Annotated in this window: 20 protein-coding genes; 16 read left to right on the forward strand and 4 right to left on the reverse strand. The window is 43.0% G+C overall.

Annotated elements, in window-relative coordinates:
• Positions 1–38 precede the first annotated feature (38 nt).
• From NST73_RS01770 to NST73_RS01810, 9 genes are all read left to right on the forward strand, one after another.
• Complete coding sequence (locus tag NST73_RS01770; RefSeq protein ID WP_144679673.1) at positions 39–635, forward strand: urea carboxylase-associated family protein; 597 nt, start codon at positions 39–41, stop codon at positions 633–635.
• Positions 636–830: 195 nt separating this feature from the next.
• A complete protein-coding gene (nadE, locus tag NST73_RS01775) occupies positions 831–1,652 on the forward strand; it encodes an ammonia-dependent NAD(+) synthetase (RefSeq protein WP_007498287.1) in 822 nt (273 codons plus the stop codon).
• A gap of 323 nt (positions 1,653–1,975) precedes the next feature.
• Positions 1,976–2,833, forward strand: a complete 858-nt coding sequence (locus NST73_RS01780) for a citryl-CoA lyase (RefSeq protein ID WP_025206709.1) — start codon at positions 1,976–1,978, stop codon at positions 2,831–2,833.
• Complete coding sequence (locus NST73_RS01785) at positions 2,830–4,263, forward strand: aldehyde dehydrogenase family protein (RefSeq protein ID WP_326241365.1); 1,434 nt, start codon at positions 2,830–2,832, stop codon at positions 4,261–4,263. Before NST73_RS01780 ends, NST73_RS01785 begins: the two co-directional genes overlap by 4 nt.
• Before the next feature lie 9 nt (positions 4,264–4,272).
• On the forward strand, positions 4,273–5,046 hold the full coding sequence (gene aroD / locus NST73_RS01790) for a type I 3-dehydroquinate dehydratase (RefSeq protein ID WP_342499326.1): 774 nt from the start codon (positions 4,273–4,275) through the stop codon (positions 5,044–5,046).
• A 38-nt stretch (positions 5,047–5,084) separates the two neighbouring features.
• The gene (locus NST73_RS01795; protein WP_045034610.1) at positions 5,085–6,845 is read left to right on the forward strand and encodes a thiamine pyrophosphate-binding protein; all 1,761 of its coding nucleotides are present in this window, start codon (positions 5,085–5,087) and stop codon (positions 6,843–6,845) included.
• Positions 6,846–6,868: 23 nt separating this feature from the next.
• A complete protein-coding gene (locus NST73_RS01800; protein WP_024718975.1) occupies positions 6,869–7,249 on the forward strand; it encodes a cupin domain-containing protein in 381 nt (126 codons plus the stop codon).
• Between the two features lie 87 nt (positions 7,250–7,336).
• Positions 7,337–8,539 (forward strand): CoA transferase, encoded by a 1,203-nt coding sequence (locus tag NST73_RS01805; protein ID WP_159145378.1) that lies wholly within the window; start codon positions 7,337–7,339, stop codon positions 8,537–8,539.
• A gap of 45 nt (positions 8,540–8,584) precedes the next feature.
• Positions 8,585–9,895, forward strand: a complete 1,311-nt coding sequence (locus NST73_RS01810) for an MFS transporter (RefSeq protein WP_268438513.1) — start codon at positions 8,585–8,587, stop codon at positions 9,893–9,895.
• Between the two features lie 242 nt (positions 9,896–10,137).
• Here the strand turns inward: NST73_RS01810 and NST73_RS01815 are convergent, their stop codons facing one another.
• Positions 10,138–11,499: a hypothetical protein gene (locus NST73_RS01815; protein WP_039166336.1), complete on the reverse strand. Its 1,362-nt coding sequence runs from the start codon at positions 11,497–11,499 to the stop codon at positions 10,138–10,140.
• Positions 11,500–11,642: 143 nt separating this feature from the next.
• Between NST73_RS01815 and NST73_RS01820 the strand changes: the two genes are divergently transcribed.
• From NST73_RS01820 to NST73_RS01840, 5 genes are all read left to right on the forward strand, one after another.
• Positions 11,643–12,416, forward strand: a complete 774-nt coding sequence (locus NST73_RS01820) for an IclR family transcriptional regulator (protein WP_100325507.1) — start codon at positions 11,643–11,645, stop codon at positions 12,414–12,416.
• A gap of 85 nt (positions 12,417–12,501) precedes the next feature.
• Positions 12,502–13,059: a shikimate kinase gene (locus NST73_RS01825; protein WP_025206715.1), complete on the forward strand. Its 558-nt coding sequence runs from the start codon at positions 12,502–12,504 to the stop codon at positions 13,057–13,059.
• Between the two features lie 403 nt (positions 13,060–13,462).
• Positions 13,463–14,410 (forward strand): dihydrodipicolinate synthase family protein, encoded by a 948-nt coding sequence (locus NST73_RS01830; protein WP_039166333.1) that lies wholly within the window; start codon positions 13,463–13,465, stop codon positions 14,408–14,410.
• A gap of 77 nt (positions 14,411–14,487) precedes the next feature.
• Entirely contained in the window at positions 14,488–15,495 is a 1,008-nt protein-coding gene (locus NST73_RS01835; RefSeq protein WP_039166332.1) for a LacI family DNA-binding transcriptional regulator, read from the forward strand.
• Positions 15,496–15,615: 120 nt separating this feature from the next.
• On the forward strand, positions 15,616–16,992 hold the full coding sequence (locus NST73_RS01840) for an MFS transporter (protein WP_024718969.1): 1,377 nt from the start codon (positions 15,616–15,618) through the stop codon (positions 16,990–16,992).
• A gap of 230 nt (positions 16,993–17,222) precedes the next feature.
• Here NST73_RS01840 and NST73_RS01845 read toward each other — a convergent pair whose 3' ends face one another.
• Positions 17,223–17,996, reverse strand: a complete 774-nt coding sequence (locus NST73_RS01845; protein ID WP_327877968.1) for a class I SAM-dependent methyltransferase — start codon at positions 17,994–17,996, stop codon at positions 17,223–17,225.
• Positions 17,997–18,114: 118 nt separating this feature from the next.
• On the opposite strand from NST73_RS01845, the gene NST73_RS01850 reads away from it, so the two are divergent.
• The gene (locus NST73_RS01850) at positions 18,115–19,020 is read left to right on the forward strand and encodes a LysR substrate-binding domain-containing protein (RefSeq protein ID WP_342499327.1); all 906 of its coding nucleotides are present in this window, start codon (positions 18,115–18,117) and stop codon (positions 19,018–19,020) included.
• Between the two features lie 197 nt (positions 19,021–19,217).
• Here NST73_RS01850 and NST73_RS01855 read toward each other — a convergent pair whose 3' ends face one another.
• Positions 19,218–20,003, reverse strand: a complete 786-nt coding sequence (locus NST73_RS01855; RefSeq protein ID WP_256688985.1) for a carbon-nitrogen family hydrolase — start codon at positions 20,001–20,003, stop codon at positions 19,218–19,220.
• Between the two features lie 210 nt (positions 20,004–20,213).
• Between NST73_RS01855 and NST73_RS01860 the strand changes: the two genes are divergently transcribed.
• Positions 20,214–21,176 (forward strand): acetylxylan esterase, encoded by a 963-nt coding sequence (locus tag NST73_RS01860; RefSeq protein WP_326242729.1) that lies wholly within the window; start codon positions 20,214–20,216, stop codon positions 21,174–21,176.
• A 70-nt stretch (positions 21,177–21,246) separates the two neighbouring features.
• Here the strand turns inward: NST73_RS01860 and NST73_RS01865 are convergent, their stop codons facing one another.
• Entirely contained in the window at positions 21,247–21,561 is a 315-nt protein-coding gene (locus NST73_RS01865; RefSeq protein WP_008342068.1) for a hypothetical protein, read from the reverse strand.
• Positions 21,562–21,611 lie beyond the last annotated feature (50 nt).

Consider the following 21,611-nt stretch of genomic DNA (forward strand, 5'->3'; position numbering starts at 1 on the left):
TTTTGGGCATACTGTCAACATGGAAAGGAGTGCATGTGATGAACGGAGAATACGTGATTTTACCAAAGGATGGATTTGGCTTTCGGTTAGGAAAAGGACAATGTATGCGAGTGGTTGATGTCGAAGGGCAGCAAGTAGCAGACGTGATGGCCTATCATGAAAAGGATTTTTATGAAAAATTTGATCAAGGCGCTACAATGGATAGCCTGTTCTCTTCCAAGGTGAAAAAGGGAGATCAGCTTTATTCTAATTTATATAAACCAATGTTTACGGTCATCGAAGATACAGTCGAATGTCATGATTTATATATGCCTGCGTGCCGACAAGAAATGTATCAGCTCTTATACGGCAGGACGCACCTAGAGGTCATGCATACATGCTACGATAATCTCAGAACGGCTTTTGAGCCATTCGGGATTCCAAAGGAAGATATGTATTATCCTTTTAATGCGTTTATGAATACAGTCATTGATGAAAAAGGAAAGCTGTCTGTCGAGCTGCCAAAATCGCTCTCCGGTGATTACATTCGTCTGCGTGCAGAAATGGACCTCATTGTCGCGGTGTCTGCATGTCCTGCCGACATTGGAAAATGCAATGGCTCAAGCTGTACATCCATCCGGGTGGAGATTGATTGAAAAGGAAAGACCAGTCAAAACGGCTTGGTCTATTTCGTTTGTGAATGTTTGATCATTTATGAAAAAGGGGAACGTCTAAAAAATATCTTTTTTCAAAACATGATATAATAAAGTGGCTAAAATCGTAGGTAAATCAATTGAAATGGAAGTAAAACCTGTTCTCTTCATGTAGAGGATGCTTAGGAGGAAAAGTGTATGAGTTTGCAGAAAAAGATCAGCCAAGAGTTGCATGTGCAGCCCTCAATTGACCCAAAGCAGGAGATCGAAAAACGGGTTGGATTTCTAAAGGCTTACTTGAAAAAGACCGGTGCAAAAGGATTCGTTCTCGGTATTAGCGGCGGACAGGATTCAACACTTGCCGGCCGTCTCGCTCAGCTCGCTGTAAGTGAGCTTCGTCAAGAAGGAAAAGAGGATGCTGTCTTTATTGCAGTCCGCCTACCGCATGGCACGCAGCAAGATGAAGACGATGCGCAGCTGGCTCTATCATTTATTCAGCCGGACAAGTCTTGGAAATATGATATCGCACCTGCCGTGACGGCATTCAGTGAACAATATCAAAAGGAAACAGGCGGTGCGCTGTCTGATTTTAATAAAGGGAACGTCAAAGCACGCATGAGAATGATCGCACAGTATGCCGTCGGTGGACAGGAAGGCTTACTTGTCATTGGAACGGATCATGCAGCCGAAGCTGTGACGGGCTTTTTCACGAAGTATGGTGATGGCGGTGCAGATGTTCTTCCGCTCACAGGTTTAACGAAACGCCAAGGACGGTTGTTGCTAGAGACTCTTCAGGCGCCGGAGCGATTATACTTAAAGAAACCGACAGCCGATCTGCTGGATGACAAGCCTCAGCAAACGGATGAAACAGAACTTGGTATTACGTACAATGAAATTGATGATTACTTAGAAGGAAAACCAGTTTCAGATCAAGCAGCAGAAGCGATTGAAAAACGCTATGTTCAATCAGAACATAAACGTCAAGTACCCGCTTCTATGTTTGATGACTGGTGGAAATAAAATAAGTGACCTCTCCAGAAGATGGAGAGGTTTTTTTATGTCAAATTTCAGCTGAATTTGACAGAATGAATCGAAAATGGTTCATTAATTAGTAGAACGATCTACATAAGTCTGTTTGACTAAATAAAGGGTAAATTAAAGAAGAAGTGGTGAAATAATTAGTTCGATTCACTTAATTTCTCATCAAAAGACAGTATTTTCAGAAAAAATGATTGACGATAAAAACGAATGCGCTTACAATGAAAACACATTCCAAAAAGTGAAATTGAATTCCACTAGACGGAATAAAGGAGTCGTTCATCTCCAAATAAGTGGCTAAAGGAATGATTCACACAATGAAAAATCGAAGTGCACTGGAAATATACAAAGAAGGAGGCGCTTGGTGGGAGACTGAGATTAGTCATATTCAAAAAAATTCAATTGAACTTCGGGGCTATCCAATTGAAGAGCTTATTGGTCAATTATCGTATCCACAGATGCTTTATCTACTGCTTGTTGGTGAATTACTAGATGATTCGAAGGCAGCTCTTTTTGAAAGTGTTCTTGTCGCAGGTGCGGATCATGGGCCAAGAGCACCGTCTATTGCAGCGGCAAGAATGGCGGTTACGTGCGGCATTTCGTTTAATTCTTCTGTTGCAACAGGGGTGAATCTATTAGGTGATATTCATGGCGGAGCCGGAGAAAAGGCGATGCGTATGTTATACGAAGCCAAAGCAGCCTACGATGAACACAAGGATATCAAGTCTGCTGCAAAGCAAGTATGTCAGACATGGTTAGCTCGCAAGGAAAAAATTCCGGGAATCGGTCATCAGCTGCATGATGATGATCCGAGAGTGAGACGGCTGTATGAGCTGAGTCAAACATATGTGCAGCAAGGTGATATCAGCGGAACGTACTTACGGTTAGCTGAGGCGATTAGACATGAACTTGAACAATTAAAAGGGAAAAAAATCACGATGAACATAGATGGTGTATCTGCTGCGATCCAATGTGAATTAAACATTCCAGCTGAAGCGGCAAAAGGCATCTTTTCCTTATCCAGAGGAATGGGCATCGTGGCGCATGCATATGAAGAGCTGACAAAAGGTGCCCTAGTGAAAGGTCCTTGTCCGAATGAAGAAAGACTTGTTCGTTATGCGGGGGTCGGGACGCGTCACTTGAAGGAGGGTGAGAGAATTTGAGTGAATTGAAAGCGTTGTCATATATAAACGGCGAATGGCTGGATGCAAACCATGTCAAAGAAGGCATTATCAATCCATACTCTGGGGAAATGATCGGTACATCCTATCTTGCATCCTCAGAAGATATAGAACAGGCGCTTTCTATTGCGCAGCAAGCTAAAAAACAATTAGCGGCAATATCAGCATTAGAACGCTCAACGCTTCTAACAAAGGCAGCTGCCTTATTGGAAGAACAAAAAGAGCATTTTGCAAAACTCATTTCTTTAGAATTAGGCAAACCGCTTAAAAATACAAGAGATGAAGTCTCACGATCAATTGAAACGCTGGCGCAGTCAGCCGAAGAAGCCAATCGACTAATCGGTGAGACCATTCCTGGCAATGTATCTTCCCGTGGACAGAGAGCAATGGCGATGACATTTAAAGTACCGGTTGGGGTTGTGCTGGCGATTACGCCTTTTAATGCGCCTCTCAACTTAATTTGTCACAAAATCGGTCCAGCTTTTGCGGCAGGGAATGCCATTATTTTAAAGCCAGCACCGCAAACATCAGCTGTTGCCACAGCGTTTGTTAAGCTCCTGCTTGAAGCAGGGTTTCCAGAAAAGAGCCTGCAGCTTGTGATTGGAGGAGTAGACGCCGGCAGACAGTTAGTCACTGATGAAAGAACCAATCTTGTTTCTTTTACTGGCGGTGCGGTGGGCGGAGAACATATTTCAAACTCTGCTGGATTAAAAAAGGTACTGCTGGAACTCGGAGGAAATGGAGCGACGATTGTTCATCATGATGCAGATATCGAGCAAGCCGCATCTCTTTGTGCCAAAACGGGCTTTAGCAACTCTGGTCAAAGCTGTATTTCTGTTCAAAGAATTTATGTTCACAAGCAAATTATGTCGACATTTACTGAGACACTTAAACAAAAAGTAGAACAGCTCGTCGTTGGAGATCCGCTGTCTAGTGAAAGTGATATCGGCTGTATGGTTGATGTACAGGCAGCAAAACGTGTGGAGGCTTGGATACAAGAGGCAGAGAAAATGGGTGCCGAGCTTCTATCTGGAGGACAACGAAATGGCGCAAGCATCACACCGGCTATTTTGCTAAACCCGCCAAAACAAGCCAAGGTCGTCTGTGAAGAAGTGTTCGGTCCAGTTGTCAGCATTCTCCCATATGAGGAGCTGGATGAGGCAATCAAAGAAGCAAACGATAGTCGATATGGTTTGCAGGCAGGTGTCTTTACGAATCAGCTAGATGTTGCGTTACACGCAGCAAAAGAGCTTGAAACTGGCGGCGTAGTCATCAATGGGACATCGAATTTCAGACTAGATCACTGGCCATATGGCGGGATTAAACGAAGCGGTATTGGAAGGGAAGGCCCACGTTTCGCCATCGAGGAGATGACCGAAACCAAAATGGTTGTGCTGCCAAATGGGCTATAAAGGGGGCAGATGGATGTGAATGTCTTTCAGCAAAAGTTAAAAAATGTGCAAAATGGCGGTCAGCCAATGATTTGTACGCCGCTCATTGGACAAACAAAGGAAGAATTGTTTCTTGAAGTTGAGGTGTTAGCTGAGAAAAAGCCTGATGTGATAGAGTGGCGAGCGGATTTTTTCAATCACCTCAATGACAAGGAACAAGTCATCGCCACCTTGAAAGGGATGATCGAAAAGGCAGATAGCATCCCATTTTTATTCACCATTCGTTCTGAAAAAGAGGGAGGCGAACGCATCTCACTCTCAGAGGATGAAAAGGTTTCCCTGCTTGTCGAGCTTTGTTCCACTCAGCTTGTGGCTGCCGTTGATTTTGAATTAATGCATGATGTCTCGCATATCCAGCAAGTCAGTCAGGCGGCTAAGAGAAACGGGGTCATCTTGATTGTGTCGTACCACGATTTCCAGCGTACCCCTGCGGCGGATCGGCTCGTGGAGCTATTCACCCATGCAGAATCGGTTGGCGCCGATATCGCAAAGATCGCCGTCATGCCGCATTCCTATGAGGATGCATTGACACTGCTTTCTGCGACGGGCAAGGCGAACAAGCATCTGTCCATCCCCGTTATTTCGATGGCGATGGGGGAATATGGCGCCTTCACAAGAATGGTAGGTGGACTCTTTGGGTCTATCATGACCTTTGCTGTAGGGAAAGAAAGCTCAGCACCTGGACAAGTTGCGATACAGGGTTTGAATACCGTTCTATCGATTGTGTTTTCAAAGAATCAGTGAGTAGCAGATTCATAGCTGCACCGTGAGAGGAGAGAAACATGAAGAAGAATATATCTACACAGGTCATTCAGTATTTAGAAAATCGAGGAGTTGAGCATATCTTCGGTCTGTGCGGCCATACGAATATTGCTTTTTTATCAGCGCTAGAAAAAAGCCGTATTCAATTTGTGAATGTCAGACATGAACAGATAGCGGCGCATGCAGCAGACGGTTATGCACGAGCGAAAAAACAGACGGCTGTTGTGCTCAGTCACTTAGGTCCTGGACTCACCAATGCGGCAACAGGCGTAGCGAATGCTGCACTCGATTCCATTCCAATGGTTGTTATTGCAGGAGATGTTCCAAGTCATTACTACGGAAAGCACCCACACCAAGAAATCAATCTTCATTCCGATGCTTCTCAATACGAAATTTATCGCCCGTTTGTGAAAAGAGCATGGCGAGTCGACATTCCAGAATTATTTCCAGAAATTTTATCAAAAGCGTTTCAGTTAGCTGAAAGCGGCCGCCCTGGGCCAGTCCTGATTTCAGTTCCGATGGATGTGTTCTCAAAAGACTTAGATGTGTCGTTATTTGAACAAATCGCTCATCATACACACACCGTTGAAAAACCATCTATTGATGATCAAACAGCGAATCGGATATTAGATCGATTGCTGCAGGCAGACAAACCGCTTTTATATGTAGGGGGAGGCATTTTACTAGCCGATGCAGCAGAAGAGTTAAAGGCATTTTCTGACCATTTGAGTATCCCTGTTGCCCATTCTTTGATGGGGAAAGGGGCGATGCCAGATGATCATCCAATGACCCTTGGCATGACAGGGTTTTGGGGGACGAAATTTATCAATGATCAGTGTAAAGCAGCGGACTATATATTGGCTTTAGGCACCCGTTTTGCTGAAGCAGATGCGAGTTCGTGGGAATCGGAGTATACGTTCAATTTCCAATCAACCAAGCTCATTCATATTGACATTGATCCGAATGAAATTGGCCGAAATTATCCTGTGGAAATTGGAGCGGTAGCAGATCTCAAGCAGGCCCTGACCGTACTCAATCGTGTGGCGAAAGAAAGGTTGCCAGAAGGTCTGGATCGCCCTCAATTGAAAAAGGATATTGCGGTATATCGTGAGGAATTTCAGAAGAGCAATTTGACGAATATTCAAGACGAGTCTTTCCCAATGAAACCACAACGTATTTTGCAGGAAGTGCGGGAAGTATTGCCGCCTGATGCCTTCATTACAACCGATGTTGGCTGGAATAAAAATGGGGTCGGACAGCAATTTCCTGTATACACGCCAGGCACTATTTTAACCCCAGGTGGTTTTGCGACGATGGGATTTGGCGCTCCCGCTGCACTTGGAGCAAAGATTGCCCAGCCTGACCGTGTCGTTGTATCACTTGTCGGGGACGGCGGATTCGGTCAAAATCCATCTGTTCTCGCAACAGCTATGGAAGAAAACATTCCTGTCGTGTGGATTGTGATGAACAACAGTGCGTTTGGGACGATCGCCGGCTTGCAAATGGCACACTATGAAACGACATACGGCACTGTTTTTAGAAAAGATGGAGAAAGCTATTCGCCTGATTTTGCAGCCATTGCAAGAGGTTATGGGATGAAGGGGATCAAAATTACGGCGGCTTCTGAATTCAAAGAAGCTTTGGCGGAAGCGATCGCTTCTCAGGAACCGTGTGTCATTGATGTAGCGATGAAAAATGATCCTGTGCCTACTGATGGACATTGGAACATTAATGATATTTATTCACCAAATACAAAACGTTCACATGTCAGTGTGAACTAAACATGACTAGGGAGGAATCAACAATGAAAATTAAAGTATTAAATCCATTTCAAGACGGTCATCCATTATGGTTAGGTTTAGATCATCCAGAAGAGAACATGATTCGGAAGGTGTTTCAAACGATCACACCAGATACCGTTGGATCAGAGCATATGATGGCAGGTCTCACTATTTTTGAGCCGGGAGAAGCAAGCTCAGTACACAATCACCCGGGTTCAGAGGAATTTGATTATGTGATTAAAGGGTCTGGCGAAGTCATTTGCGATGGAGAAAGACAATCATTTAAACAAAATGACTTTATGTTTATTCCAGACGGTGTCTCGCATCAGCATGTGAACACAGGGGATGAACCTTTATGGCTGATTTGGCTCTATACACCGCAAGGGCAGCTTCCGAAGGACTAAAGAAACCTTGCACGAGAGAAAGAAGAAAAGGGGCTAAAATAGAAAGCATTTTAGCCCTTTATCAATTGAACGAAAGGGAGTCAAGCAATGAATAAGAATACACCGCTTGAAGGAATCAAAATATTAGATGTTTCTACGATGATTGCTGCACCATACGGCGCGGTGCTTCTAGGAGATTTCGGTGCAGAGGTCATTAAAGTCGAGATTCCTGGAAAAGGGGATACACTGCGGCATGTTGGCCCTTTTGCAGATGGTGAACCTTTGAGATGGTCAGGGCTTTCAAGGAATAAGAAATCTCTTACACTCGATCTACACAAAGAAGAAGCAAAAGACATTTTTAAAAAGCTTGCAGCGCAGGTTGATGTGATCATTGAAAATTTTCGTCCGGGCACACTTGAAAAATGGGACGTTGGGTACGATGTATTAAAAGAAATCAACCCTCGTTTAATTATGATTCGTGTTTCTGGTTATGGGCAAACCGGTCCATTTAAGGACAAGGCGGGATTTGGTACACCTGCGACGGCGTTTAGCGGCTTTACATATATTCAAGGGTTTCCAGATCGGCATCCAGTCAGCCCGTCCTTTTCCCTTACGGATTATATCGCAGGAATCTATGTGGCGTTTGCCACTGTGACAGCGATGTATTACCGTGACACACATCCAGAAGGAACAGGGCAAATGGTGGATTTGGCTCTCTATGAATCTGTGTTCCGCATGTTAGAATTTTTGGTTGCTGAATATGACAAGCTAGGGAAGGTGCGTGAGCGTTCACCAGGGTTAAGCGGTCATTCAAGCCCTGCCGGCACCTATGAGACAAAGGACGGGCATTATTTGGTTCTTGTGACGAGTACAGATTCGACCTTTAATCGATTGGCAGAGGCGATGAATCGCTTAGATTTACTAGAGAACGAGAAATTCTCTGTGAATGCAGCCAGGCTGAAGCATAACGATGAAATGGATGCGATCGTCTCGCAGTGGATTGCGTCCAAAACAAGAGATGATGTCCTAGACATTCTAGATACACATGGTGTGCCTGTGAGTCCAATTCTAAGCATTCGGGATATCTTTGAGCATCCGCAATTTAAAGCACGAGAAAATATTGTCGAGGTGCATCATCCACGTCTTGGAAAAGTGAAGGTGCCTGGAATCATTCCGAAGTTTGAAAAAACCCCCGGCCGTATTCGCCATATTGCGCCTGATTTAGGTGAACATAATTATGACATTTTAACGAATATGCTTGGCTTCACAGCAGAAGAGTGTAAACAGTTAGAAGAAAAAGGGGTCATTTAAGACACTCAACCGATCCGCACGCTGCGGAAACAAAGGAGGATGGTTATGAAAGTGCATTCAGAACTGAAGGGGAACGACTTGCGGCCTGCTTATGTGAAACCAACAAAAGCTCGTTTCGGCATCTTGATTCTGTTGTTTTTTATTACCGCTATTAACTATATTGATCGAGCCAGTGTATCCATTGTTGCACCTGCGATTCAGTCTTCATTGCAATTAAACCCTGCCTTATTAGGCCTCATCTTTTCAGCATTTAGCTGGACCTATACAGCCATGCAGATCCCTGGCGGCTTTATTCTTGATAAGTTTGGATCAAAGGTAACGTATGGAATATCACTCATTACTTGGTCTATTTTCACCGGTTTACAGGCGTTTGCGAACAGCTTTGCCTTCTTATTTGGCTGCCGTTTGTTTATCGGAATTACAGAATCTCCCGCATTTCCTGCGAATAATCGCATTGTGACCACATGGTTTCCAAGGCGGGAACGCGCATTTGCAACAGGGGTTTATACCGCTGGAGAGTATGTGGGGCTTGCATTTGCGACACCTCTTCTTTTTTGGATCATGACAACTTTCGATTGGAGAACCGTCTTTATCACTGCTGGTGCGCTCGGTATTATATTTGCTTTCTTTTGGTACAAGTTTTATCACGAACCGAAAGAGCATCCGAAGATCAATGAAGATGAGTTAGAATTGATCCGTCAAGGCGAAGGACTGACTGTGGCATCACAGGAGAAACTGAAATGGGCAGACTTTGCCGCACTTTTAAAATATCGTAAATTGATTGGACTCTATATTGGTCAATTTTCTGTTGCGTCTACCCTCTTTTTCTTTTTAACATGGTTTCCGACCTATTTAGCAGAGGCGAAAAATATGGCCTTTCTCAAAGTGGGTTTTGCGGCATCCCTGCCATACATCGCTGCATTCTTTGGAGTGCTGTTTGGAGGCTATGTGTCTGACTGGCTGCTTAAAAAGGGTGTATCGGTCAATGTAGCGAGAAAGCTGCCGGTTGTGGTCGGTCTGCTTCTGACAAGTACCATTGTTTTAGCGAATTTTACAACGAATATCCCGCTTGTGCTGACTATTTTATCCATCGCGTCCTTTGCGCAAGGACTGTCTAATATCTCCTGGACCATGCTGTCTGAGGTAGCACCAAGAGAAATGGTCGGGCTGGCTGGCGGCGTATTCAACTTTTTTGCTAACTTATCCGGCATCATCACCCCGCTGATCATCGGATTCATTGTATCGGCGACAGGCTCTTACAACGGCGGTATTTTATTCGTCAGCCTAGTGGCATTAGGCGGAGCGTTGTCGTATATCTTTATTGTAGGTAAGATTGAACGGATTCAATTAAAATAATAGAGAGTAAGAAAAAGAGAACTCATTGGGTTCTCTTTCAGCGTGTAGACAAACCCTCGCATTCGGTGTCAGTCCTGCGTGCCGGTGCTCACGAATGTCAAATTCGCTCCGCGCCGGTACTCGTCCTTCCTAGGGCTGCAAAGGTTTTCTATCACACTGAAAAAAAGACAAAGGGCTAAAATCAAGTTCATTTTAGCCCTTTGTCAACAATCTTAAAAGAGAACTCATTGGGTTCTCTTTTTCTATGAATAAAAGATGACGGTGATGATCGTTGCACATGCGATACCCATGCTGATATAAAAACCAGCAAACCAGATATTCCATCGAGTGATTCGGTAAGGGTTGACCTTCATCAAATCGGCTAATAGGGAGACAGATACATTATATGGGCTAAACATGACCGTTGAGGTTCCAGCGATAATGAGCATGATTGCGATGGGAAGGGCAGGCAGTTCATGAATGACAGGTGCCATCAAGCTCACTAAGAGAGCAAGCGAAACGAGCGGGTGGAAACCGCAAAGAGCGGTGATGAGAAAATACAGCCCGATGACCCCATAAACCCAAATGGCATGATCTGATATACTGACGATAAATGCTTGAATCGGCTGCAGGCTGTTTGTGACAAGTAGCATATCGACAAAGAAGCCCGCGCTTAAAAATAGACACATATAATTGGAGAGCTGGCGGGTTCGTTCTTTCCAATGGGGAATAGAGACAGCTACATATTGTTTTCGTTTTTTGATGATAGACGAGAATAATAGAGCGAAAGGAATAATCGTCAGCACAACAGCGAACAGATAACCTTTCCCAATCCAGGCGTCAACAAGCGAAACGACTGTCATAAAACTGAGCAGCATGAAAGCAAGCTGAATGGTTTTTCTCTTGATGCGATGAGGGTTGGAGTGAGCTTCTGCCGGCTGGATGATATGCGGCAATCGTTTGCTTTGACGAGAAAACAGCAACCAATCCGTCAACAGCACAAGCACCATTAAACAAAAGGTAACGGGTGCAATCTGATAATATTTCAATTTGGTTGCATCAATGGTGACACTCACCAGTACTTCGACAGGACTCCAGCTAAGACATAGCGCATATGACCTTAAAAGATTGCGCGTATAAAGGTGCTGTTTGACTTGTTCCTGAAGGGCGTTCAGCGACGGTTTCAAGGATGTATATAATAAGGGAATCGTTGCGATATTTAAAAACATGCCAAGAACATGAGTGACAAATGAACTCTTGCGATAAAGCTGATTTGTACTCGTTGTATGTAAGGTAAGCAGTTTATTTAATTGAGTATCGAAATGTCCAACATGTATGAGAGAATGAATAAATGGCAACATGAAAAATAAAGAAAGCAAGCCTAGCATGGAATGAAAATGAAGGAAAAGCGTATGCAAAGGCTGTTCTGACCAGAAAAATAACACCAATCCAATCAAGAGAAACATAGCACCCGTTTTCAAATAAAGCCCATTGGCCTTCTTAAAGGAAATGGTGAGCGAAGCAGCCGCCAGCAGACCAACCAAATAGGAGAGAATGGGAGCAGGGAATAGTTGATGAACGATGTATAAGCTAATAAGAAGTGTGAAAATGAGCAGGTAGATCATAATATCTCCTCCATCAAAACATCTATCGGTTTTATTCCGTACAGTGGAATTTGTTTTCTTTTAATGGAACATTTAAAATGGATTATAGCAAAATTGGTTAATCATGTCGATAAGAAATCAAAGGGGAAAAGGAGAAAGTGAACATGGCTGACAAAAAGTCAAAAGAAGAATCAGGATTGCGTACCGTTCAGCGCGCTTTGGATATTCTTTCTTGCTTTAGCGAAGAACGTCAAGAGTTGACGCTAACGGACATTTCAAAAGAGATGAACTTAGCAATGTCTACCACAACGAGACTGCTCAAGGCACTTGAAATGAATCATTTTGTGGAAAAGAACCAAGAGACAATGAAGTACCGGCTCGGTCAAAGACTTTATCTTCTCGGTTATATTGCTGGGAAGTCCATCAAATTGAGGGAACTGGCAAAACCGCTCATGTACACACTTCGTGATGAAACAAAGGAAACCGTTAACCTGTATGTGCTGGATCACAAAAGCAGGGTATGTATTGAACAAGCCGAAGGGCTGCAATCGATTCGGCATCTTGTGAAAATCGGTGAGAAGCTGCCGTTATACGCTGGTGCTGGTGGAAAGGTGCTGCTTGCTTTCCAAAGCGAAGAGTTTCAACAGCAAGTTTTTGCATCTGAGGCTGATCACATGACGATGGAGGAATGGCAAAAAGAATGTCGTCATATTCTTGAAACGTATACGGCTTGCAGTATTGATGAACGGGAAGTCGGATCGGCGGCAGTGGCGGCACCGATCTTTAACATTCATGGGGAGGTGCAGGCATGTTTATCCATATCTGGACCGACCCAACGATTTACTGAAGATGTCATCCCTCAGCTGCAGCAAAAAGTGAAAGAGCATGCCGAGAAGCTCTCCGAACAGCTCGGTTACGTCGTCAAACACAATTTTTAAGAATGCCTATCTTTTCTCAGTCCATTTATCATATAATAGAAACATTATGTAGCATTCCTTGTCGTAAGGAGGACGTGTCACGAACATGAAAAACAATAGAGAGATTCCTGTGAGACAGCGAAATATTGTCCTCATTGGCTTTATGGGCGTTGGGAAAACAACCATTGGGCAGCTGGTTGCCAAAAAGTTATATAGAGATTTTATTGATGTTGATCAGGAGATTGAGAAAAAGTACAACATGACGATTCCAGAAATGTTTCAACAAAAAGGAGAAGATTTCTTCAGACAGGCTGAAAAGGACTATATCGTCGATTTATGTGAACATACTCAGCTAAAGATCGTGTCTCTTGGAGGCGGTGCGTTTAAACAGGAAGAAATCAAACGATCTTGCTTAAAGCATTGTACGGTTCTTTTCCTTGACCTATCTTGGGAGAATTGGAAACAGCGGCTGGATATTTTAATTGAAAACCGTCCTGTTCTTCATAACCGCACGCTTGACGAGATGAAAGAACTGTTTGAAGAGCGCCGGGAAATTTATTCCCTTCATAACTCAAGAGTGGAAACAGATCATCTAGAAGCTGAAGAAGTCGCCAATTATATTGTCGACACACTCAAGCTTGGCTGGGATCTATATTCGAAATAAAAAAGTCTATCCTAAGGGGGTAGACTTTTTCTATTAGATCAGGAGTAGTCAAAGAAATCACAGTCTGATGGATGAAAAAAAGAAGAAAAGATGTTTTTTCCTTCGTCATTATATCAAAATGTATGCATCCTTTATGTGGTGTGTCTAGCCGTTTGAAAAAAGTGGTGATCAGACTACAACTAGGTCAAGATGATGAGGTTTTTTGATTGATGTGGGAAACGAAATATATCTCTCATTTTCTTTTTTTGAAAAAATAAAATAGTATCTAAATTCTAATAATAATTTTTTGAATTATTATAATTTTTAAAAATATTGTTGACACCTTCGGTTAGATCATTCTATGATTATTAACGTAAACGCTTACCGTAAACGTTTACTATAACCGATGGGGAGGAATTTGTTGATGAAAAATAAAGAAAAATGGAGCGGTGTATTCCCGGCAGTCTTAATTCCTTTTAAAGATGACTATTCAATTGATGAACCTGCTTTTCGTAAGCTTGTTCGCTGGGTGGCGGAGCACGAAGGGATTAATGGGATCGTTGTCAATGGACATACTGGCGAGATTATGACTTTGCTGCCACATGAACGAGCTGAAGCTGTGCGTATTGCAGCCGACGAATTAAAGGGAGAAATTCCTGTCATTTCTGGGGTTTCTGCTGAAGGGACAATTGAAGCGATCCAGCATGCAAAAGCAGTGGAGGAAGCTGGTGGAGAAGGTATTCTTCTTATGCCGCCACATTCATGGCTGAGATTCGGTATGCAGCCTGAGTCACCTGTCCAATTCTTTAAAGATGTTGCAGAAGCAATTGATATTTCAATCATCGTCCATCAATATCCAACATGGACAAAAACCTCTTATACAACCAGTCAATTATTAGAAATGTCGGAGATTCCAAACGTTGTCTCATTTAAAATCGGTCAAAGAGACATGGCGCAATATGAAGTCGATGTGCGCGCACTGAAAAAGCATGCACCAGATGTATCATTGCTCACATGTCACGATGAATATTTATTGCCAACATTAGTTCAAGGAATTGATGGGGCGCTTGTAGGTTTCGGCTGTTTTGTACCAGATTTGATTGCTGAGCTTGTGAAATGTGTGGAAGAACAAGACCTTGTAGCGGCTAATAAAGTGTACGATAGAATCTTTGAATTAAAGCATGCTGTGTATAAAATGGATGAACCTTCCTCTACCTCTCATCTGCGAATGAAGGAAGCGATGTTCCAGCGAGGTTTGATCAGCAGTTCGCTTGCGAGGAAGCCAGTATTACCTTTAACTCAAAAGGAAAAAGAAGAGATTCGTCAGGGCCTTCAAAGTGTTGGTTTACTTAAGGAAAACGTTAGTAAATAACAGACCATTGATTTCATGATGAAGGTGAGTCAGGTTATAATAGAGTATAAAACAACAGACTCCCGGAGGTATGAAATGTGTCAGTAAGTATTAAAGATGTCGCATTGAAAGCTGGAGTATCTATCGCCTCTGTTTCCCGAGTATTAAGTGGCAAACCAGGAGTAGGTGCTCAAACGGCTGAAAGAATTAAACAAGTGATTGATGAATTAGGCTATCGTCCTAATTTAGGAGCTAGAGGGCTCGTTAAAAGAAAGACTGGCAATATTGCTGTCGTGGTTCCTCGTGGTTCATATATTTTGAATAATCCATTTTTTTCGACGATTTTAGATGGGATAGCGAAGGAATTAGATGAGACTGAATTCAATATGTTGATGTCATTTACATCTGTACAGCAGCAGCGATTACTTGAAACGCAGGCTGTAGATGGTGCCATTTTATTTTCTCCAAGAAATGAAGAATTGAGCATGGATTGGTTAAAAAGTTTAGCTATTCCCATTATCGTTGTCGGAAGTTACTTAGAGGATTCTCCATTTCCATGTGTCAGGCCTGATGATGAAGAAGGTGTGTGCCAATCTGTCACGGCCTTATTTGATAAAGGTCATCGAACCATTGGACTGGTCAATGGTCCAATGAGTTCGATGCATAGTGTGAGGTATTACAAGGGGTATGAGCGTACACTGAAAAGTTTAGGATTAACAATGAACAAAGAGCTTGTGTTTGAGTTAGATGAATTTGATGGGGGAAAAGTAGTAGAAGTGGTTTCTCAATTTCTCCAAGGAAACCAGCACATGACTGGAGTTGTTTGCTCTTCAGATTTTTTGGCGATAGGGGTCATGAAAGCGGCAGATATCGCAAATGTGTCAATACCTCATGATTTGTCTGTCATTGGTGCTGATGATGTGCCCATTGCAAGTTTTCTAACCCCTTCTTTATCTTCTGTTCATGTTGATTTAGTTGGAATGGGAAGAAAAGCGGTTTCTTTACTAACGCAGTTAGTAGAAGGAGAACAGTTAGAGAAGATGGAACATATCTTCCCGATGTACTATGTAGATCGTGGCACCACTGGAACGCCAAAAAAGAAATGATAGATGCTGAAAACTCATATGATCGCTTTAGAATGTCTCTTCATTTAAAATGTAAGCGATTTCTTTTGTGCTCATCAGCATGTACTTTTGCATCATTTCCTCTATTAAGGAGGAGATATCATGACGTTAGAACTCAGCGGAAATTCAAATTCTCATGATGAGCAAGTTGTTGATAGAGCTTCACAACTATTGACTAGGATGGAAAGTGTACCTTTTTCGAGATGGCATTTAAAACCTCGTATCATTATGGGATCTGCTACCTTTTTTGATGCTTTTGATGCACTATCTTTAGCGTTTGTTCTCCCAGTTCTCATCGGCATGTGGAATTTATCACCTGCTCAAATTGGTCTTCTTATTGGGTCTGGTTATATCGGACAAGCGATTGGTGCTATTTTCTTTGGATGGTTAGCAGAAAGACGTGGCCGTGTATTTAGTGCAAAGTGGACTGTATTTCTCATGTCTATTATGAGTATCGCATGTGTATTTTCAGGTAACTTTATGGCCCTTTTTATTTTTCGTTTTATACAGGGGATTGGAGTAGGAGGAGAAGTGCCAGTAGCGGCCTCATATATCAATGAGTTGTCCCGGGCCCAAGGCAGAGGGAGATTTTTTATGCTCTATGAGATGATTTTTCCATTAGGATTAATGATCTCGGCTCAAATTGGTGCATTTGTTGTCCCTAGCTTTGGGTGGAAATGGATGTTTTTGATTGGTGGAATTGGCGGTTTAATCGTCTTTGTCTTCTTTTTCATGTTGCGTGAATCTCCAAGATGGCTTATTTCAAAAGGCAGGTTAGATGAAGCCGAAAGAATCATTGAAGAGATTGAAGCTAGTACGGATAAACGAATGCCTGTTGCAAAGCAAGTGTCCAGCAGCACTGAAAAAGGCGACTGGAAAGAGCTCTTTTCTACTTTTTATCGTAAAAGAACATTGATCGTATGGGGACTATGGTTTTCTGCCTACTTTGTATCGAATGGATTGAATAACTGGTTACCGAGTCTTTATAATACGGTTTACAATTTGCCAGTTGGAGATTCATTAAGGGCAGCCTCTCTCACAAATATTTTACAGACCATAGGGGTATTCGCTTGTGCATTTTTAATCGATAAAGTAGGACGGAAGCGCTGGGCAACCATTGCATTTATCGTAACAGGTGCTTTATTAACGGCTTTATGGATCAGCGGAGCAAATTCTCCAGAAAGCGTTATTTATTTAGGGTCCGCTGCCTACGGAATGATGGGGACAATTACAGTTCTTCTCTATTTATATACACCTGAAATCTATCCAACCCGTATGAGGGTAATTGGTACGGCATTTGCTACAGCGTGGCTTAGGCTGGCCTCAGCGATTGCTCCTATTATGATAGGTTTTATTTTAGAGGTGAGCGGTGTTTCAACTATTTTTATTCTTTTTGCAAGTGTGACTGTAGTGGGAGCAATTCTTGCTTTTAAAATGATCGAAACGAGAGAGAAAGTATTAGAGGATATTGCACCGTAAGTGATGCATGCAGTGAAGAACTTATTCTAAAGAGGGTAGGTTCTTTTTTTATTCAGAGGATTTACGTACACTTTTGAAAAAGCCTAACCTACCTCAGTTCAATTATCTTATAATAGAAACATCATGCAGCACTCCTTGTCACGAACATGAAAAGTAATATCTATCAGATAGTGGAAATGTATATTCATAATATAAAAGTCTACCGGCTAGGGTAGACTTTTTCGATCAGTTTAATGTTTGATCCCTTGAAGCAGTGCAGCTTTTAGGCAAAAGGATGTTGGCTGACGATGTTCGTCGAATTGCAGTTGAAACAGCTGTTTCGTTTCATCGTCTGCAGCATGAAGGTGGGCAACGATTTCCTTTTGAACATTTTCTGGTGTACGTCCTCGTATGATCCAGTCCTGATAATCAATATGCAGATCCCAGTAACGGATATCTTCTTTCGTCAGATGGTTGTCAGCGAAAAGCTCTTTCCATTCTGATAACGAGCTTTCTCGCACATGGGAGGGATCTCTCAGTCTATTTAAATGATTAATAAAGTCATCCTGTGCTTGGTTTTCAGGTGCATAATGATCGACAAGTAGAAATTTGCCGCCTTTCTTTAAGACTCGGCTGATTTCAGACATGGCTGCCGGGAGATGTGGGAAGTGATGGGCAGCAAATCGGCATGTGACGAGATCAAATGATGCATCAGAAAAGGGCAATGCGTCTGCGGATGCCTGCTCAAACGTAATGTGGTTCAGTTGGCGCTCTTCCGCAAGTGCTGTAGCAACCTCGATCATTTTGGGTGTGACATCAATCCCGATTCCTTTAGAGATGACGTCTGAAAAGGAGAAAACGGTATGACCTGCCGCGCAGCCGATATCAAGTAGATGCTCATCGCCCTTTGCCTTCGCCGCCGTTTTCATCCATTCAAGTTCTTTTCCAGCTGCAAAGATGGGTGAATCTCGGTAGTTCTCTGCATTTTGTGAGAATTGTTTCTCAGCTTTTGAATATGGATTCATTCCTTTACCCCCTTTTTGTTGTTTCTTTATCGTAGGGTTCTTCCCGTGATTTGTCTAAGACATAAAAGATATGATATGAATAGTTAAAACCTATGAGGTGAGAGAAGTGGATATACGAATGATGGAATATGTCATGGAAGTGTACCGGCAGCAAAGCTTTACAAAAGCAGCGGAAAAACTTCACATTGCACAGCCCTCGTTAAGTCAGCAAATTAAAAAACTTGAGGAGGAATTAGATACTCCTCTGTTTATTCGGAAGTATGGACAAGTCACTCCTACACCTCAAGGAAACCGATTGATCAAAAGAGCAGAAACCATTTTGAAGGAACGAGATGATTTATTGCGTGAGATGGGGGAAGCTGCTTATGAGGTAGGGAAAGAACTGATGATCGGTGCGCCAGCTGTCACAGGGGGATATGTCCTGCCAAGTTTATTAAAAACCTATTGTCAAACGTATCCGCACGTTCACGTTCATTTGATAGAAGAATCGCCTCGTGAGCTAGAAAGACGTTTACTCGCTGGGAAACTGGATCTGGCGATTCTTTCTCTGCCTGTCGAGCATGAATCATTGAAAACAAAACAAATGCTGACAGAGCCGCTTCTCCTCGCCATTCCGCAAACGGCTCAACCGTGGTTGACGGATGAACTCAATGAAATCATCAATCAAGCGGATCAAGAAGGGTCTATCCCGTTTCATCTTCTGGAAGATGCCCCATTTATTATGCTGAAAGAGGGATATGGCTTTCGGCAAGTGGTCACGGAACTGTGCCGTCATCATGGCTTTCGGCCGAGGATTGCATTTGAAACAAGTCATATTCAAACAGCTCAGGCATTGGTTGAAAATGAGCTAGGTGTGACGGTGGTGCCGAAAATGGTGGCACAAGAGGAAAGGAAAGCAGTCACTTATTTACACATTGATTCATGCCCAACCCGTACTCTTGTGTTTGCATATGTGGAAGAAAGATATTTAACGAAAGCCGCGCAAGCCTTCATGGACCTTCAACAGAATCAAGGAAAAACTTAAACAAACGTTTAATTAAACGTAAAAAGCAGGGGAGTCCCCTGCTTTTACCTTTTTTCAGCGTGATAGAAAACCTTTGCAGCCCTAGGAAGGACGAGTACCGACGCGGAGCGAATTTGACATTCGTGAGCACCGGCACGCAGGACTGACACCGAATGCGAGGGTTTGTCTACACGCTGAAAGCAGGGGGCCCCTGCTTTCTAATATAAATCCAGCCGCTGATCTGTCATGACGGGGATTTGTTGTCTCACTTCATCTACGAGCTGAAGATCAATGTTTGCATAATAAATGTCTTCTTCATCATTTGTCTCAAGTAGAATGCGTCCGAGCGGGTCAATCACCATGGAGTGACCAGGGAATTCAGTGTCTCTGCTTGTGCCCGTCCGGTTCACCGCAATCACAAATGACTGATTCTCAATGGCTCTTGCGATGAGCAGACTGCGCCAATGGTCCACTCTTGCTGACGGCCATTGAGCGGTATTAACAAGCACCTTCGCCCCTTTGTTCACGAGCGTCCTAGAAAGCTGAGGGAAGCGGAGGTCATAGCAGATCATCGCACCAATCTTGACATCTTCACCATAGTCAAATAAACCAAGCTGATCACCAGCGGTTAAATAGTTATGCTCATCCATTAAGCGGAATAAATGAATTTTGTCATAATCTAACAAAAGCTCACCTTGGCGGTTAAAGACATACATTGTATTGGTGATGTTTTCATTTGTTGTCCGTTTATTCAAGACACTTCCAGCGATGAGATACACTTGGTGCTGACGAGCAAAGGAAGAGAAGAGTTGTTTTGTCCGCTCACCATCTGCATCGGCAAGCTCATCCGCTTGCTCTAACGCATAGCCGGTATTCCACATTTCAGGTAGAATAATCAAATCAGGCTGTTGGCGGATGGCTTCTTCTAAAAACGCTTCTGCTTTCTGAAAGTTTACATCAGGTTCTCCTATTTGTACGTCCATTTGAATCAGGGCGATGTTCATGTCGGTCTGCCTCCTTTATTCGTTTCATGCAATGAATGGTTCGGGTGATATTGCCTGAAGCATCTAGTCTTCAAGCCAGTTTCTTTATCATAAAGCTTTCCGCCATCTTTGCCAATAGAAATGTCAGAAGGTTTTGTTAAATGACTTTCTCAATCAAGAAATGAGTGGTATGATACTCATAACTAATAAAACAAAGGGGAATAGTATGATATGCAATTGTTCGATTTATCACTAGAAGAGCTAAAAAAATATAAACCAAAGAAAACAGCACGTCCTGATTTCTCAGACTTTTGGAAGAAATCGCTCGAAGAACTGCGCCAAGTGGAGGCAGAGCCAACACTTGAATCTTATGACTATCCAGTGAAAGGCGTCAAGGTGTACCGCCTGACGTATCAAAGCTTTGGACATTCTAAAATTGAAGGCTTTTATGCTGTGCCTGATCAAACTGGTCCGCATCCAGCGCTCGTTCGTTTTCATGGCTATAATGCCAGCTATGACGGCGGCATTCATGACATCGTCAACTGGGCGCTGCACGGCTATGCAACATTTGGTATGCTCGTCCGCGGTCAAGGTGGCAGTGAAGACACATCAGTGACGCCAGGCGGGCATGCATTAGGATGGATGACAAAAGGCATTTTATCGAAGGATACGTACTATTATCGAGGCGTTTATCTAGATGCTGTTCGTGCACTTGAAGTCATTCAGTCTTTCCCCGAAGTAGATGAACATCGTATCGGCGTGATCGGTGGAAGTCAGGGGGGGGCGTTAGCGATTGCGGCTGCAGCCCTTTCAGACATTCCAAAAGTCGTTGCGGCAGACTATCCTTACTTATCAAATTTTGAGCGTGCAGTTGATGTTGCCTTGGAGCAGCCTTATTTAGAAATCAATTCATACTTTCGCAGAAACAGTGATCCAGAATCTGAAGAAAAGGTATTTGAGACATTAAGTTACTTTGATTTAATCAATTTAGCCGGCTGGGTGAAACAGCCAACATTGATAGCGATCGGTCTGATTGATCAAGTGACACCGCCATCCACCGTGTTTGCGGCATACAATCATTTAGAAACAGATAAAGAGCTGAAAGTGTACCGATATTTTGGGCACGAGTTTATTCCTGCTTTTCAAACAGAGAAGCTGTCCTTTTTACAAAAGCATTTGCTTCTATCAACATAAGAGCATGACAAAGAGCTAAAATGACATTCATTTTAGCTCTTTGTCTTTTTCAGCTATTGGAGCGATCAGCTTAATAACTGGTGTTCTGTCTTGTTTTTTCATCAGGCACTAATGCTGTAACGATCAGGGCAAGGGCTGTGATGATGTGAAGGATGAATCCGAGAATCGGAATCCATGCAAGGCAGGATGTGACAATTCCAATGATACTTCCAATCATTGGTCCCTGGTCTCGCTTCGATAAGACGAGTGTGATAATATGCAGAATAAGCATGACCATGAGCGGTGAATAGCCATTGCTGATAACGAATAGACCTCCGATCACAGGGATAGCAAGGCAAGCTTCAAAAATCCCAGTGATCCATTTCATAATGCGAGATATAGACATCAGATCCAACTCCTTTTTCATATATGTCTTATTCGTATTTTCCCAAAAGG

It is taken from the genome of Bacillus sp. FSL W7-1034, assembly GCF_038593365.1.
Lineage (GTDB): Bacteria > Bacillota > Bacilli > Bacillales > Bacillaceae > Bacillus > Bacillus altitudinis.